General features: G+C 44.9%; 18 protein-coding genes and 1 riboswitch. Of the genes, 1 reads left to right on the forward strand and 17 read right to left on the reverse strand.

Going from position 1 to position 16313, the window contains the following annotated elements; all coding sequences use genetic code 11:
* Positions 1 to 433: 433 nt before the first annotated feature.
* From C6P11_RS06440 to C6P11_RS06515, 16 genes are all read right to left on the reverse strand, one after another.
* A complete protein-coding gene (locus C6P11_RS06440) occupies positions 434 to 709 on the reverse strand; it encodes an HU family DNA-binding protein (protein WP_003607659.1) in 276 nt (91 codons plus the stop codon).
* Between the two features lie 278 nt (positions 710 to 987).
* The gene (gene der / locus C6P11_RS06445) at positions 988 to 2298 is read right to left on the reverse strand and encodes a ribosome biogenesis GTPase Der (protein WP_003607662.1); all 1311 of its coding nucleotides are present in this window, start codon (positions 2296 to 2298) and stop codon (positions 988 to 990) included.
* 182 nt (positions 2299 to 2480) lie between these two features.
* On the reverse strand, positions 2481 to 3713 hold the full coding sequence (gene rpsA, locus C6P11_RS06450) for a 30S ribosomal protein S1 (RefSeq protein ID WP_003607663.1): 1233 nt from the start codon (positions 3711 to 3713) through the stop codon (positions 2481 to 2483).
* Positions 3714 to 3811: 98 nt separating this feature from the next.
* The gene (gene cmk, locus C6P11_RS06455; RefSeq protein WP_135519652.1) at positions 3812 to 4486 is read right to left on the reverse strand and encodes a (d)CMP kinase; all 675 of its coding nucleotides are present in this window, start codon (positions 4484 to 4486) and stop codon (positions 3812 to 3814) included.
* Between the two features lie 96 nt (positions 4487 to 4582).
* Positions 4583 to 5170: a LysM peptidoglycan-binding domain-containing protein gene (locus C6P11_RS06460; protein ID WP_135519654.1), complete on the reverse strand. Its 588-nt coding sequence runs from the start codon at positions 5168 to 5170 to the stop codon at positions 4583 to 4585.
* A gap of 82 nt (positions 5171 to 5252) precedes the next feature.
* Positions 5253 to 6695 carry a RecQ family ATP-dependent DNA helicase gene (locus tag C6P11_RS06465; RefSeq protein WP_135519656.1) on the reverse strand — a complete coding sequence of 481 codons (1443 nt, stop codon included), beginning with the start codon at positions 6693 to 6695 and terminating at the stop codon, positions 5253 to 5255.
* On the reverse strand, positions 6688 to 7740 hold the full coding sequence (locus C6P11_RS06470) for a hypothetical protein (RefSeq protein ID WP_135519657.1): 1053 nt from the start codon (positions 7738 to 7740) through the stop codon (positions 6688 to 6690). The genes C6P11_RS06465 and C6P11_RS06470 overlap by 8 nt, the downstream gene beginning before the upstream one ends.
* Before the next feature lie 76 nt (positions 7741 to 7816).
* Positions 7817 to 8395 (reverse strand): ECF transporter S component, encoded by a 579-nt coding sequence (locus C6P11_RS06475; protein WP_135519659.1) that lies wholly within the window; start codon positions 8393 to 8395, stop codon positions 7817 to 7819.
* Between the two features lie 87 nt (positions 8396 to 8482).
* Positions 8483 to 8623, reverse strand: a riboswitch (FMN riboswitch).
* Positions 8624 to 8660: 37 nt separating this feature from the next.
* A complete protein-coding gene (locus C6P11_RS06480; RefSeq protein ID WP_135519661.1) occupies positions 8661 to 9179 on the reverse strand; it encodes a hypothetical protein in 519 nt (172 codons plus the stop codon).
* Between the two features lie 165 nt (positions 9180 to 9344).
* Positions 9345 to 9839, reverse strand: a complete 495-nt coding sequence (locus C6P11_RS06485; RefSeq protein WP_245299819.1) for a TMEM175 family protein — start codon at positions 9837 to 9839, stop codon at positions 9345 to 9347.
* A gap of 63 nt (positions 9840 to 9902) precedes the next feature.
* On the reverse strand, positions 9903 to 10670 hold the full coding sequence (locus C6P11_RS06490; RefSeq protein ID WP_135519663.1) for a pseudouridine synthase: 768 nt from the start codon (positions 10668 to 10670) through the stop codon (positions 9903 to 9905).
* A 1-nt stretch (position 10671) separates the two neighbouring features.
* Positions 10672 to 11307 carry an SMC-Scp complex subunit ScpB gene (scpB, locus tag C6P11_RS06495; protein WP_135519665.1) on the reverse strand — a complete coding sequence of 212 codons (636 nt, stop codon included), beginning with the start codon at positions 11305 to 11307 and terminating at the stop codon, positions 10672 to 10674.
* Entirely contained in the window at positions 11297 to 12091 is a 795-nt protein-coding gene (locus C6P11_RS06500; protein ID WP_135519667.1) for a segregation and condensation protein A, read from the reverse strand. Before C6P11_RS06500 ends, scpB begins: the two co-directional genes overlap by 11 nt.
* A complete protein-coding gene (locus C6P11_RS06505; protein ID WP_135519669.1) occupies positions 12084 to 12458 on the reverse strand; it encodes a reductase in 375 nt (124 codons plus the stop codon). The genes C6P11_RS06500 and C6P11_RS06505 overlap by 8 nt, the downstream gene beginning before the upstream one ends.
* Positions 12459 to 12477: 19 nt before the next feature.
* Positions 12478 to 13389 carry a site-specific tyrosine recombinase XerD gene (gene xerD / locus C6P11_RS06510; protein WP_135519671.1) on the reverse strand — a complete coding sequence of 304 codons (912 nt, stop codon included), beginning with the start codon at positions 13387 to 13389 and terminating at the stop codon, positions 12478 to 12480.
* A gap of 1 nt (position 13390) precedes the next feature.
* On the reverse strand, positions 13391 to 14266 hold the full coding sequence (locus C6P11_RS06515; protein ID WP_135519673.1) for a CvfB family protein: 876 nt from the start codon (positions 14264 to 14266) through the stop codon (positions 13391 to 13393).
* 240 nt (positions 14267 to 14506) lie between these two features.
* Here C6P11_RS06515 and C6P11_RS06520 point away from each other — a divergent pair, with 240 nt between their 5' ends.
* The gene (locus C6P11_RS06520; protein WP_056973298.1) at positions 14507 to 15058 is read left to right on the forward strand and encodes a hypothetical protein; all 552 of its coding nucleotides are present in this window, start codon (positions 14507 to 14509) and stop codon (positions 15056 to 15058) included.
* Between the two features lie 65 nt (positions 15059 to 15123).
* Here the strand turns inward: C6P11_RS06520 and C6P11_RS06525 are convergent, their stop codons facing one another.
* Positions 15124 to 16089, reverse strand: coding sequence for a cation:proton antiporter (locus C6P11_RS06525; RefSeq protein WP_135519675.1), 966 nt, complete (start codon positions 16087 to 16089; stop codon positions 15124 to 15126).
* Between the last annotated feature and the right edge of the window lie 224 nt (positions 16090 to 16313).

A 16313-nucleotide genomic window follows, 5' to 3' on the forward strand; every position in this document is an offset into this window, starting at 1 on the left:
ACTATCCAAAGGATTTTGTATGATTAGTTTCGTTGAAGCCAGTCCGTGGGCTGCGCTGATCGTCCTTATCTTAGCCTCGCCAAGTATTATTCGTGCGATTGCAGCATTATACGTGGCAATTAAGCGGGTAAACTTCGAGACAAAAGAAAAGCGTCCACCACAGTAGTGATGGACACCTAACCAACGAATTCCTAGGAACCTGTCGCCCACTGAAGCTTGCACCTTCAGTGGGCTTTTTGTATGTCAAAATTTTACCACAGTTCACACAAAGGTGTCTATTTCGAAAAAACATGTGTGCTACGCAAAGCAAATAAAAAAGAGTGAACATTGAATTCACTCTTTTATGGTGGATAAGCCACGTAAGCACGAAATTCTATTTCAAAAAATCATGGCCCCACGAATCGCTTTAAAGCCCGGTATAATAGGCTTTAAATTACTTCACGGCATCCTTCAAGGCCTTACCAGGCTTGAAGGCAGGAATCTTTGATGCTGCGATTTCGATTTCTTCACCAGTTTGTGGGTTGCGACCCTTACGAGCAGCGCGCTCACGAACTTCGAAGTTACCGAAGCCAATCAATTGAACCTTTTCATCCTTTGCAAGGAATTCTTGGATTGCGGCGAATACTGCATCAACAGCTTCGTTTGCATCCTTCTTCGTAAAGTTAGTTGAAAGAACAACCTTTTCTACCAAATCTTGCTTGTTAGCCATGCTAATGTTCCTCCTGCTTAATAGCTTAATGGAATTTCCCAAATGTACGAAATTGAACGAATCGTTCTTTGATTTCGTTATTTAGAATAGCATAGTTAAAACCCCATAACAACCCACAATGTGGCAAAAACGTTGATATAACGCGGTTTTTCCCACATTTTCACGTTTTATTCACTGAATGTTTGTTTTTCAGTACTTGCCTATTGTTCGGTATTCTTGAGTATGCAACCAAATAAAAAACCTCGTAGTGAAAATCGCTACGAGGTTTTACTCATTCATTAAGTACGAGCACGCTTAATCAAGTGAATTGGCGTACCAGTAAAGTCGAATGACTTACGAATTTGGTTTTCCAAGAATCGTGCATATGAGAAGTGCATCAATTCTGGATCGTTAACAAAGACCACGAATGTTGGTGGTTGGATAGCAACTTGAGTCGCGTAGTAAACACGCAAGCGCTTTCCGTTTACCGTTGGCGTTGGGTTCAATGCCAAGGCATCCATGATAACTTCGTTCAACGTTGCAGATTGCACACGCTTTTGGTGGTTCTCGTTAACTTGCTTAATCAACTCAGGCAACTTGTTCAAACGTTGCTTCGTCTTAGCGGAAACGAAAATAATTGGGGCGTATGACAAGTATTGGAACTCATCGCGAATTTGCTTTTCAAAATCAGCCATCGTGTGGTTGTCCTTTTCAAGCGTATCCCACTTATTAACGACGATGATAATCGCACGACCAGCTTCGTGGGCGTATCCAGCCACGTGCTTGTCTTGTTCGCGAATACCTTCTTCGGCGTTCAAAACCATCAAAACAACATTAGAATCATCGATGGCACGCATGGCACGCATAACTGAATACTTTTCAGTATTTTCGTACACCTTACCACGCTTACGAATACCGGCCGTGTCGACCATCACGAATTCATCACCTTCAGCAGACGTGAATCGCGTGTCAATGGCGTCACGCGTCGTTCCAGAAATATCTGAAACGATGACACGTTCTTCACCAAGGATGGCATTAACCAATGATGACTTACCAACGTTAGGACGACCAATGAATGAGAAACGAATTGAATCGTCTTCTTCTTCTTGATCAGTCGTTGGGAAGTGAGAAACCACTTCATCCAACAAGTCTCCCAATCCAGTACCGTGGGCACCAGAGATTGGGAATGGATCGCCAAATCCGAGTGCGTAGAATTCATAGATTTCTGAACGCATCTCGATGTTGTCGACCTTGTTTACGGCCAAAACAACAGGCTTCTTTGAACGGTACAAAATCTTTGCAACGCGTTCGTCAGCTTCAGTCAAACCTTCTTGGGCAGAAACCATGAAGATGATGACGTCAGCTTCGTCAATCGCAATTTCAGCTTGTTGCACAATTTGAGTCATGAATGGCTCATCAGCCATATCAATTCCACCAGTGTCAATCAAACGGAATTCACGGGTCAACCACTCAGCGCGTGTGTAAATACGATCACGCGTTACACCTGGGGTATCTTCGACAATTGAAATACGGTCGCCGGCAATACGATTAAAAATCGTAGACTTACCAACGTTTGGGCGGCCAACAACGGCCACAACAGGAAATCCCATGTTACCCTCTTTTCTGCCAATCACCCACTGGATGACTGGCGGTTACTTACTATTCTCTATTGTACCGGTTTTCACCGGCACTGTCTGTTGTCGTGACCAGTAGAAAATCGTGTTTTAACGAAATTAAGCGTGCGTTGAGACAACCCAACACACGCTTAATCTTTTGCGCTATTTAAAGCTTATTAGTTGAAGTCCTTGAAGATATCTCCAAAGGCGTCACCCAACGTAGCTGAACCCTCTTCTTCTGAAGTTGAGTAGTTAGTTGGTGCTTGCTCTTGGCGAGGACGACGTTGACGACGAGGACGGTCGTTGTTGTTTGAACCCTCTTCGCGTGCAGGAGCCTCTTCCAAAGCCTTGATTGACAATGACAAACGTTGCTTGTCAGGGTTTACTTCCAAAACCTTAACCTTAACCTTGTCACCGGCCTTCAAAACATCACTTGGGTTAGCAATGTGCTTGTGTGAGATTTGTGAAACGTGAACCAAACCTTCAACACCAGGGAACACTTCAACAAATGCACCAAAGTCAACAACGCGCTTTACAGTACCTTCCAAAACAGTTCCTTCTGGAGCTTCAGCAGCTGCAGCTTCCCAAGGACCAGGTTGCGTAGCCTTGATTGACAATGAGATACGCTCCTTTTCAGGATCCAATCCCAAAACCTTAACCTTAACTTCTTCACCAACTGACAAAACGTCTGATGGTTGTGAAACGCGCTCGTGTGAGATTTCAGATACGTGTACCAATCCGTCTACACCACCAAGGTCGATGAATGCACCGAAGTTAGTCATGCGGGCAACCTTACCTTCAACGACGTCACCAACTGACAATTCGTTGAATACGCGTGACAAAGCTTCTGAACGCTCTTCGTTCAAAACGTCACGACGTGACAAGATCAAGCGGCTGTCAGCAGCGTTGATCTCGATAATCTTCGCGCGGATAGTTTGACCCTTGTATTGGTTCAAATCTTGCACGAAACGGTTCTCGATCATTGAAGCAGGTACGAATCCGCGTACACCTTCAACGTCAACAACCAATCCACCCTTAACGACTTGCGTTACAGGTGCTTCCACAATGTCATCAACATTGTGCTTGCTTGCGATTTCTTCCCAAGCACGACGAGCTTCCAAGCGACGCTTTGACAATAGGTATGATCCACCTTCCTTGTCAGAACCGATAGTTGATACAACTACCAAGTCCAATACGTCTCCAACCTTGACAAGGTCGTTAACGTTTGCATCACGGTCAGCCGTCAATTCGCGCATTGGGATAACACCCTCAACACCGGCACCTTCGATACCTACGATAACTTGACGAGCATCGTCAATTGCCAAGACTTCACCCTTAACTACATCGCCAACCTTAACTTCGGCTACGCTGTCAAGAGCTGCCAATAGCTCGTTGTTCTCTTCGTTCATTACAATATATCCTCCTGGTCACACGACTCTAGTAGTTATTATACCGAATCCTTTTATAAATTACTAGTAGTCTTTTACAACTTTCTTTATGTTTTTTGTTAGTTTTGCGTCTTTTCCGCAATAATTGCCTTAACTGCGTCAACGACACCGTCAATTGACAAGCCAGTTGTATCCAATTCAACTGCCTCATCTGCCTTCTTCAAAGGAGAAATCTCGCGGTGTGAATCTAGATAATCACGCTTTTCAATGGCTGCCTCAAGCTCTGCAAGAGATGTATCCATCCCCTTAGCTTGGTTTTCCTTAAAGCGACGTTGCGCACGCTCAGCAACTGAAGCAATCAAGAAAATCTTGACTTGCGCATTTGGCAACACCGTCGTCCCAATATCGCGGCCGTCCATGACAACGCCATTTTCTGACGCAATATCACGTTGCAAGGCAGTCATTGCCTCACGAACAGCGGCGTATGAAGAAACAGCTGATACATTAGCCGTCACTTCGACTGATCGAATTTCTTCAGTTACTTCTTGACCGTTCAAGAAGACACGTTGCACTGGCTCACCAGGTTGGAACGTAATGGTCAAGTCAGGCAACAAAGCTGTTACGCCTGATTCATCATTTGGATCCACACCCGCTTGAAAAGCAGCCAACGTGATTGCACGGTACATTGCACCAGTGTCAACGTACACAAAATTTAAGTCTGATGCCAAAATCTTGGCGATTGTTGACTTTCCAGCAGAAGCTGGTCCGTCAATTGCGATTTGAATCGGATTCATAATCAATTGTCCTCACTCATTTATATAACAACTAATTGTACGTTAATTTCACGCAAAATAAAAGACACACTCCCATCGGAGTGTGTCTTTTGGGGATTACTTAACCTTCAAATCTTGACCATAGTAGGTTGAATAGTTTGAGGCAGTCAATCCTGGGTTCAATGAGTACAACGCTTCAGGTGTTGTACCATTGGCAACAGCGAAACTGTACAAAGTACCAGATTCAAACTTCACCATATTACCATCAGATTCTGAACTAGAACTTGAGGCTGACGATGATGAGGCTTCAGATGACGAAGCAGCTGATTCAGATGCAGCTTGGCTTGATGCTGCTGCGGCTGATTCACTAGCTGCCTTCGCCTTCTTTTCAGAAGCACTGGCTGCTTTCTTAGCGCGTGATTCTGACTTTGCAGTTTCCGTAATTTTGCTCGTTGTAGTGGTTGTCTTTGTTGAAGTCGTTGCTGGCAATTCCGTGCTAGTTGTGGCATCAACCGGCTTGTTCAACGCTTGCAAATACTTATAGACAGGCACAAATGACAGAGCAATCACAATCAATACCAAAATTCCAACAACCATACTTACGCGTTGAGACTTGCGTCGGTTTTGCGTTCGTGAGTATTGACCGGTTGCTTCATCTTTAAAAGATGCCTCCCATGGCTGTTGTTCATTGTTCTTCTCGGTCATGATTGGTCTCCTAACTTTCTCTCTTTGAATACTACTAAGCATACACTAACTCGCATTCAATTTTGAGTGTCACACCTAATCCTTAACCTAAATTAAAAAGTTTTGCGACTTGCGTGCGCCAATCCGTCACACCTGCTAGTTCCGTCGGTGCTTCAGTAGCTACTAACGACAAGTTTTCTGGATGCCAATCAACAACACCAACCGATTCAGCCTCATCATTTGACTTAGCATCGTCGCCAAAGTGATCCAACAATTGGCGACGCAATCCCGCATCAGACTTTGCATAATTAACTAAGTTATACAAATCTTGTTGGCGCTGTTGACGTCGTGCCTCAAACATCGTGGCGACTTCATCCGGATTCATGCCTTGCTTAGCATAAAAATCAAGCAAATTTGCTTTGTCACGGCCAATTTCGTCGGCACCGAAGCGCTTATCATAGTATCCCATGACCACTTCACGGTTCGGAATCGTGCCATCAATCATATTTAGCTGTAGGTTTTCATCACCAGGCACGTACAACAAAATGGCGGCTGACTGTTCGCCATCACGACCAGCGCGACCGATTTCTTGAAGATAATTAGCCAAGTCATTACTCAAGTGGTAGTGAATCACATAACGGACATTATCCTTATCGATTCCCATACCAAAAGCTGATGTCGCGGCAATAACATCAATTTGTCCCAACATGAATTGTTGTTGGATGCGGTAGCGTGACATCGTATCAAGTCCCGCGTGGTAAGCTGCAACCCGACGACCCGTATTTTCTGCCAACCAATCCGCCATTGAAGTTGCCAACTTACGACTTGAGAAATAAACAATTCCTGGGCCTTGTAGTTGGCGCACCAAATCAGCCAAGCGCTCACGCTTTTGCCCTTCATTTGCCAACGTTTCCGTGTGCAAATAAATATTTGGTCGATCCACTGATTGACGATAAATAAACCAGTCTGCTTCAGGCAAACCAAATGGCATCGTAATATCAGTCATCATCTTTGGTGTTGCAGTTGCCGTCAACAACAACAATTGTGGTTGACCAAGCTTCTTGTGAACTTGTGGCAACGCCAAGTAATCAGGTCGGAAATCCGGCCCCCAACTGACAATCGTGTGTGCTTCGTCGACCACCAGCAAGTTAATCTTCACCTTACGCAAAGCAGATTGCACAACAGTTTGTCCCAACATTTCTGGTGACACAAACAAGAACTTGTATTGGTCCAAACTGCGCAAAATCGTACGACGGGCATCCTGTGGCAACGTTGAATTCAAGGCCACTACCTTTGATTCACCGGCATAGTTCAAGCGCGCAACTTGATCTTGCATCAATGATAGCAACGGCGTCACGATGATAACCAAACCATCACGCATATTTCCCATCATTTGGTAAATCAATGACTTACCACCACCAGTTGGCAACATTGCCAAGGTATTTTTACCAGCAGTTAATGCTTCAAGCACTTCTGCTTGGCCCGGCTTAAATGAGTCGAAGCCAAACTTTTCTTTTAGAACCGCAGTCAATGCTGTCTTATACACGAGTGGCCTCCTCTTGCTTCGTCAAATAAATCTCATACAAACGGAATAGGAAGAACTCTAGCGGATCGTCAGATGTACGAACCATGCTAAATTCCCAATCGTTAATTGGTCCGGTTAGGTTTTGTTCAAAGTGTGCAACCACATCCGGTGTTAAGTAGTTCTTATATGGAAAATCATTCATAGGCAGCCAAATAGCCGCGGTCAACAAATGCTCACGAATCGTCCCAATCTTTAGGCGACGACTCTGGACCATTTCGTCCATTGGGCGACCAGCAATCACGCCATTATATGACGCTTGCACACTTTTTGGCAACAATGGACGGTGGGCAACCAAATCCCACAACAACTTCAACGGTGTGTTCGCACCACGTTGCAATTCTTCTGACCAGATTGCGTATTGATCAATCTGCCAGAAATAGAAATCATCTTCCGTCCACGTTGCCGGGAAGCCCAACTGTTCAAAGTTTAGACCTGGCGTTTCGTGACCAACCCACGTCGCTACCAAGCGGTCTGCATCTTCTTGCGGTCGGCGTTGCAAGAATCGTTGAATCGTCAAAGCCCAAGTTGCAATCAAACGTGGTGAATTCATGTTGCCATACCACGTCTTAACCGTGAGCATTGTACGTGGATCAATCTGCAAAGGATAATACTTCTTATTGCTGTAAGCCACTTCTGAGACCACTTGATTTGCCAACCAAAAGGCTTGCATAAAGGTCAACACGTCTACTTTCAGCAATGTGCCCAAGTGTTCCGGCATATAGTGATTTGCAGCGTATTCAGCTTGGACATCTTGACCAGCTGGCGTCAAAAGCAATTGACCTTCCCCAGCTTCAACCAATAACCCAGCTTGCTCCAATGCGTTAATGCGGGCATCAAACGTGTCCTTATCTAGGCGAGGCATCAAACCTGAAATTTGCAACAAACCGTAGCGCAAACCCCAATATTCCGTTGACACTGTTACCTGACGCTTCAATAAACCAAAAATCACCCTGTGACGACGAGGTTCAGACGCCGAAAACAGGGTGATCAAGAAATCATTTGTCAACTGTTTGACCACCTCTCATGTATTTCTTCCAAGTGTAATGAAGAAACCAAAACGGTGCAAGCAGAATAGGACTTATTTAATTAAGTTGTGAGCGGGTCGTGTTAATAATCTGACGCAACCCCAAATAGACCAAACCCGAGACAGCTGTTAGAATTGCCCCTTCAATCAGATTGAACGGAATAACCATCCATAGTAGATATGTTCCAAGACCAATTGTCTTTGCAATATCGAAGTTAGCGAACATCGCATATAGCGGCACCGCATAAACGTAGTTCAAAATCACCATCGCCAACGTCAAACCAAGTGTGCCTAGTACTGCGCCAACAACATAGCGCTTGGCTGAGATATCTCGGCGCTTCACAATTAGCATAATCACTGTCAGTAAGACCGCCATTGCAATAATATTCATTGGCAAGCCAATGTAATCATTCACACCTTCATTGTTCAACAACAACTTCAATAATGAACGTAGCAGCAAAATGGCATAACCGCTCTTCAAGTCAAGCATCAACGCACCCAACAAAACTGGTACAAATGAAAAATCAATTTTCAAAAAAGATGCACCAGGAATCAATGGGAACTGCGGGAAAATCATCAAAACAAATGATATCGCAGCTAATAAGGCAATAACGGTCAAACGACGCGTCTTCTTCATAACAACAAACCTCCACCTGGTCGTAAAAACAGCCGGTTCCTTCATGCCAGGGCGACACAAAGAAACCGGCTGTGACCAGTCAATCTATTTTTTCTTCTGCATACCAGACTTTACTGTCGGTCACGGATTCACACCGTATCAGCCACACCAATACCTGGTGTGGGTCGCGGACTTCTACAAAACGCAGTTACCGCCGGTCAGGAATTTCACCCTGCCCTGAAGATATTCAATTGTAGGTTAAGATTAGCACGCGACTAACTAATGGTCAACCGTCCAGGTCAACCTTGTGGCGTAGCTTGTCGTAATCATGCTTCTCATTATTCAACAAATCATAGATACGGCGAATCTGTGGTGCAAACCACTTCAACGTCAAATCTTGGGTTCCTTGCAAGGTTTGAATTTGCAAACGGCCACGAATAATACCAGTGTCAGGATTAATCGTGTTCACTTGATCAAGCGTCATACGCAAAGAATCCAAATGGAATGGACGCCAATGTGCGAAATACAAAGTCCCAGAATCACCAAGCGCAAATGCATACCACTTGTAACGACCAGTCGGCTCACCCGCATCGGTCAGCCCAGCCATCTTTGTTAAGAAAGCGACGACTACCGTTTCGTCATCAGCAAGTGAATTCTCAATGTTCTTAAAATGCTTACGGCCAAGCCAGCCCATTGGATTCAATAGCCAAGGCCAACCGGCAACTTTGTGTTCCTTCGCAAAAGCGTACATGCCAGGGCCTGTTTTCATATAATTCCGGCCAGAACGTGTATCTGGTGTTGCCATCTTGCATCCCCCCATTCAAATTTCATCACAATCACTGTGAAACGTTTCTGTGAGAGGCACATTACCTCTCCACAGTTCTTCATCTTACTGTAATTGTAACAAAAGTCGAGCGGTTACATGTCCTGAATAGCTCGAACGTGGATGACATTACGTAAAAATAGCCAATCACCTGAAATAACAAAAACCATACCACCGGTAATTGGTGGCCAGACAAAGGCGACTACGATTGACGCGCCACATTCTTTTTTGTTGCGCTGGATCGTCCAAGTGCTTCGCGATGACATGACTCAAGTTATACAAAGCAATCACGGACATGACATACACAATCCCGTAAGTCACGCTTGGTGCCACTCGGGTTGGAAATTCACCAAACCAAGCCGTTGTAATGGGCACCAAAGACATTGGCAAAAACGTCAATGCATTGGTCCACAAGACACCACTATCTACTTTTTCGATATTACTAATAATCAAGTGGTGACTAACCCAAAAACTAGCCGTGATAATAAAACTTACCAAGTAAGCCAAGAAAGTACTTAGCCACGCAGCATTGCCAATTCCCGCCCAAGTACCGATTGACGGAATTTTCAAATCCAATACCATAATTGTAATGATGATTGCAAAAATTCCATCACTAAACGCTTCTAATCGACTTTTACTCATAACCTTCCCCTTTTAATGACAAAAAAGAGGCCTCCAGGAAGCCCCAGACGCCTCAATTATAGCTTACCAGCGTCCTGCTGACTTGCGGTATTGCTTACCAGCCTTCAACGCTTGTACTTCTTCGTAACGCAAAGAACGGTACTCACCTGGTGTCAAACCAGTCAAATCAAGCATACCGTAACGCTCACGAGTCAACTTCAACACTTCGTGACCAACCGCCTTCATCATTTCCTTAACTTGGTGGTACTTACCCTCGTGAATCGTCAACTTCACAATCGCCGTGTGGTTCTTAGTGTTCGTTGATTGGATTTCAGCACGGGCAGGCGCAGCGTTAAATGTCGTGTAACGACCGTTTTGCTTTGTCTTAACTGTGACACCGTGACGAAGCTTCTCTAATTCTTCGTTCGTTGGAATCCCCTTCACCTTAGCAACATAAACCTTGTCGATACGGTAACGTGGGTGCATCAACTTGTTGGCCAATTCACCATCGTTCGTCAACAACAAAACACCGGTTGTATCGTAGTCCAAACGGCCAACTGGGTAGACACGCTCAGGTTCATCGACAATGTCCATAACCGTTGCACGACCCTTATCGTCACTGTTTGTTGTCACAACGCCACGGGGCTTGTTCAACAAGAAGTAAACCAACTTTTCACGTGAGTCAATTGGTTCACCACTCACTTCAATCTTATCTGATGGCTCAACCTTAGTTCCCAATTCATAAATTGTCTTACCGTTGACTGTTACTTTACCATCCAAAATCAATTGTTCTGATGCACGACGTGATGCAACTCCCGCTTGAGCCATCACTTTTTGCAATCGTTCTGCCATGTTATTCTTCTCTTTCTGCTGTTTCAGCAAGCTCTGGTAGGGCCACATCAAATGCAGATCCACCTTCTTCTCCTGGCATCAAAGGCAATGCCACATCCTTTTGGGCACGCAAGGCATCCAACGCCTCAGCAGTTACCAATGGTGGCAACTCTTGCAAATCACTCAAACCAAAGTAGTTCAAGAAATAAGCGGTTGTCCCGTAAAGGATTGGGCGACCCGGTTCATTAGAACGGCCGCGTCCTTCTACCAAATTACGTAGTGCCAATTTTTGAATCGTTGCTTGTGATTGCACCCCACGAATTTCGTCAATTTCAACTCGTGTGATTGGCTGCTTATACGCAATAATCGCCAAAACTTCTAGCGACGCCTGTGACAAAGCCGTCGTCAATGGCGCCGTAAAGTAACGGTGAATCGTCTCAGCAAGTTCCGACTTGGTAACCAATTGATACTGGTCATCAGTCTTCAAAACGTCGAGCGCACTATTCTCGTCGCTCTCGTATTTGGCGGCAAGATCTTCTAACAAGCCAATGACGGCAGGCTTCGCGAAACCAGTCGCATCCGCCATTTCTGCAACCGTGATGCCTTCATCCCCGGCTACAAAAAGCAAACCTTCAATTTGTTGTAAGCTAGTCTTCATCGTCAAAATCGACTCCCTCATCTGCAGTTTCATCGTATGGCACATCACCTAAGGTCAGGTAAATGGCACCATATTCATCTTCTTGGGCAACACGCAAATGTTGGTGACGCACCAACTCTAGCATGGCTAGGAAGGTCGTAACCATCTTATCGCGACTATCATGTTCCCCAAAGAAAGTTTCAAATTCTATTGTTTCACCCGGTGTCATTCGTGCCACAATCGTTTTCATTTGAGCACTAATCGACCACGTTTCACCACGCATTGTGCGCGGACGAACTTGTTTCTTCGTACGGTTAGCAACCATTTGGTTAAAAGCCAGTTGCAAATCAAACAACCCTAAGCCTTCTGGCAATGGCGCTACGTCAATATCGTCTGGAATCGCCATCGGTGCACGTGAGAACTGTAATTGACGCCCTTCTTCGCGTTCGCGCAGGTCATCAGCTGCTTGTTGATAACGTTGATACTCCAAAAGTTGGGCCATCAAGGCCTCACGTGGATCTTCTTCATACACAAATTCAGTCAGTTCTTCGTCATATGTCAATTCTTCGTTTTTCGGAATTAAATATGACGCCTTGATTGACATCAAAGTAGCCGCCATTACCAAGAATTCACCAGCAATATCTAAGTTTCGTTCTTCCGCTTGATGCAAAAACGCCAAGTACTGCGCCGTAATTTCAACAATCGGAATATCCATAATATCCATTTCGTTAACTTTAATCAGGTGCAGGAGCAAGTCCAGCGGTCCTTCAAAGTCATTCAAACGATACGTTAAATCTTCAGCCATGATGCAAATACTTCCGCCATTCCGTCAAGATTGGTTGCGTGCTAATCGTGCCAACAATCGTTTTATCTGGGTATCGTAGCTTCATCGCTTCATATATTTCTGAACCAACGGCGATACGTGATGTAACCGGCACTTCCGGTCCAAATACTACCAGGCGCAACACGATTGAATCAAACACTGCTTCAACACCAAGTACAGCCACATAGTGTTGCGTTTCGGTTGATTGCCAGAGCAGGATTTCACGTGCGTCGCTGGCTTGATACCAGTCGATTTCACGTTGTACAGAAGCCACATCGTGTAGACGTGGCAAATAGGACAACAGTCCCATCGCAATTTTCGGTTGATCTTTGCGTACCACAACTAACATGTGTGGCCTCCTTTCTTAATTAAGCACGCGGATGACTTTTGCCATAGACTTCAGTCAAACGCTTATTTGAAATATGTGTATAAATCTGAGTCGTCGAAATATCAGCGTGACCGAGCAACTCTTGCACAATACGTAAATCAGCACCGTTTTCCAAAATGTGCGTCGCAAACGAGTGACGCAACGTGTGTGGTGAGACATCCTTGGTAATACCTGCCGCCGTCACCCAGCCTTTAATCAGCTTCCAGACGCCTTGGCGTGTCAATTGATGGCCGTGATCATTTAAGAAAATCACTTGTTCATCTTGTTGCTTACCAAGAAATGGTCGCCCATCGGTTAGATATCGTTGCAACCAGTGCGACGCAACATCCCCAATCGGAATAATGCGTTCTTTGTCACCTTTTCCAAGCGTTTGAATCAAACCAAGTTCTAGGTGCAAATTATCCAAGCGTAAATTAACCAACTCGCTTACACGCAAACCAGTCGCATACATCACCTCTAGCATCGTCCGGTTACGTAACCCCAACGGTGTGTTGGGGTCAGGCACAGCCAACAATGCTTCAACTTCAGTCAGCGTTAATACAGCGGGCAGATGTTGCGCTTTTTTGGGTGGATCAACTTGTGTCATTGGATCGATGGCTACCCAGTTATTGCTGGTCGCAAATTGGAAAAACTTTCGCAATGTCGACACCATGTGAATGACCGTATTACGTGACTTGCCGTTTTTCTCTAACTCACCGATAAAGGCCATAATCGTGAAGCGGTCGATATTCGCCAATGGCATCGACTTTTCTTTTTCAATTAAATACGTAAAGAAATGACGCAGGTCTTGCTGATAGGATGCCCGCGTATTGGCTGACAACCCCCGCTCCACCGTCAGATAGTGCAGGTAGTCAACCATATTATCTTCATATGGACCTACCTGATGTAACATCTTATTCGCCGTCGCTTTCTTCTACCAAGAACAATCCATTCTCGTTTTGCGTAATCTTACGTTGCTTGTACAAGTTTCCGACTGCACGCTTGAATTGTGACTTTGACATACCAAAGTACTTCTTAATTTGCTTTGGATCTGACTTATCAGTAAATGGCAAGCTGTGCGTTGATGAACGTTGCAACAACGCCAACAACATCGCTGCGTCATCTGAAATTGCCTCGTGAGCACGTGGACGCAATGACAAGTTCAACACACCATCTTCGCGTACACCGATAACACGTGCATCAACTTCTTCACCAAGACGTGGTTCGCGTTGACGCTCATCCGGGTGAATGAAGCCGAAGTTGTAATCTGGTGTGATAACCAACGTTCCAACCATCTTCAAACGGTAAACTGTCGCCTTAACTTGCTTATTCTTCATATCAGGCTTAGCTGGAATACGCACAGCTTGCAGGATGTCAGCTGAGGCCAATTCACCCCACAAACGATCCTTCTTATCAATGCGCAACGTAATCATCAACTTGTCACCGCGTTGTGGCCACAATTCCTTAATTGTTGGCAACTCATCAAGTGACACAACCACATCCTTGTTTGGCAAACCGATATTCACGAAGACACCAAGGTCACGACGAATATCCGTTACTTCACCCCATGCATAGTGGCCAAGACGAACGTCAGGAATATTCTTCGTGATTTGCAAGTTGTGCTTTTCGTTCTCGTATGCAAATCCAGTTACAACGCCACCAATCTTCAATGGCTTTTGCAATTCACTCTTGTCGATTTCGTATGTCAAACCGTCAATTTGTGCGTAGTAATACTTGTCGTTCTCATCCGTCACCTTGGCTGAGATGATTTCTCCAATTTTGTGTGTCATATTATTTTCTCCATATATCTCTTTGCATCAGCTGCATCAACCTAAGGTAGTCCGATGCCACAGCGCTGGCAAAGCCGTTGTTCAACTGACATACCGTCAGTAAACCCATTTTCTGTCTACTTTAGTTTACCAGAAGTTAGGCGTTATATGTAAACTAATTCGAATTCATTTCTGACATTTTCCCAGAGTTTTGATAAAATAAGTAGACATATATTTTATTTTGAAAGTGAGATACATCCTATGAAGGCTGTTGGTATGGAGCCACAAGTCTTGATCGACATCTTGGTCGGATCAAAGATTGGTGTGGTTTACCCATTTGGAACTGATCACCGTGGCGACTTGGTCGTTACATCATACGCATTGAAGCAAGCTGGTTTGCCATCAAATATGGCTGGTGCTGTCGTGCAACTTGAAGACGTTGAAGAAACTGCGCCTGGTAACTTCGTTTGGAAGTTCAACCCAGACGTTAAGTTGATTCGTCCATTCCGTGTTCACGGAACGATGGAATTGTTCGACGTTGAAGATGACTTGATTCACTACGAGCCAACGAACTGGTTCAACGTTGAAAAGGAAAATGAAGGTCACGCTAAGATTGCTGACTGGATGGAAAGCTATGTTGCTGAGCACCCAGACATCGACCGTATCCCACGTGCCGACATTCCTGAAGACATTGCTGAATTGGCTATTTCTTTCGATGACTGGCGCGCAGCTTACTTCGACTTCTTGTTCAAGCCAACTAAGGCACAAAAGCAAGAGTTGCGTACGAAGCGTTACGACGTTGACCCATTGTAAGATACAAAATTAAAACAGGACCTGATGACTCGCAACGAGTTCTCAGGTCCTGTTTTTTATTGTTTCTATTTAACTTTCGCAATCAACGGACGCATCATCAAAGGTGCAATAATCGTTGACGCAATGATAACAATGACCATTTCACCAAACACCTGGTTTGATAGAATGTGGCCAGTTGCACCGATTTGGGCAATTACCAGCGCCATTTCACCACGCGATACCATCCCCGCGCCAATTGCGTTACTGGTGTGCTTGTCCAGTCGTGCCATACGCGCACCAAATCCGGCACCGTAGTACTTTGTTGCCACCGCCAAGGACGTTAGCAAGACCATAATCCACCACGTTTCAGCCAAGTTATGAAAGACGACGTTCAGCCCAATTGATCCAAAGAAAATTGGGAACACTGTCCACTCCCCAAACAACTCAGTCGAATGCAACAGCTTATCTGACTTTGGTAACTGACGAAGCAATACACCAATTGCAAAAGCAATAATCGGCATCACTGTGTTTAATCCAAGTCCTGATCCACCGATAAAGGCAGCATAGGCCGTCACCAATAGCAACGCTAAAATATCATCTAGCACGGCGGCGCCCAACACAACGGCGCCCATAACAGTTCCAAGTTTACCTTGTTCACCCAAAACTGAAATGGTGATTGAAATTGACGTTGCAGCAAACACAACACCCCAGAACAACGCAATTTGCCACTCGTAACCAAACAATAAGGCAACAACCGGAAATACCGCTAACGGTGCAACAACACCCATCAAAGCAACTAAATTAGACGCCTTGAAGTTTTGCAATAATTGTCGCGCATCAGTTTCCAAACCGGCGTTCACCATCAGCAACATCACCCCAAATTCTGAGACAACGTGCATCAAATGTGATGGTTCAACAAACCCGAGCAACGCTGGTCCCACAACCACACCGGCGATTAGCTGTCCCACAACTTTCGCAAACCCTAACTTGCCGGCAATCCAGCCGAATCCCAGCGTCACAACAAGCAACCCTAACATCATCAAAATTTCCATCTCTACCTCCTACAACTTATTTTACCCGGATTATTCATCAAGACAAGCAAAAACCCGCTGAAACGACAAGTTAATACCGTTTCAGCGGGTTTTGCGTTTTCACCCGTTGGGTGAAAACCATAGGAGCTCTTTTTTATGATATTTTGTTAGTGGAAAACAAACCAAATACTCAAAAATTGGAGCGTCTAAAATTATGACTCAAAAGGTATTACCTAGCAACCATT

The organism is Weissella confusa (assembly GCF_004766315.1).
GTDB lineage: Bacteria > Bacillota > Bacilli > Lactobacillales > Lactobacillaceae > Weissella > Weissella confusa_A.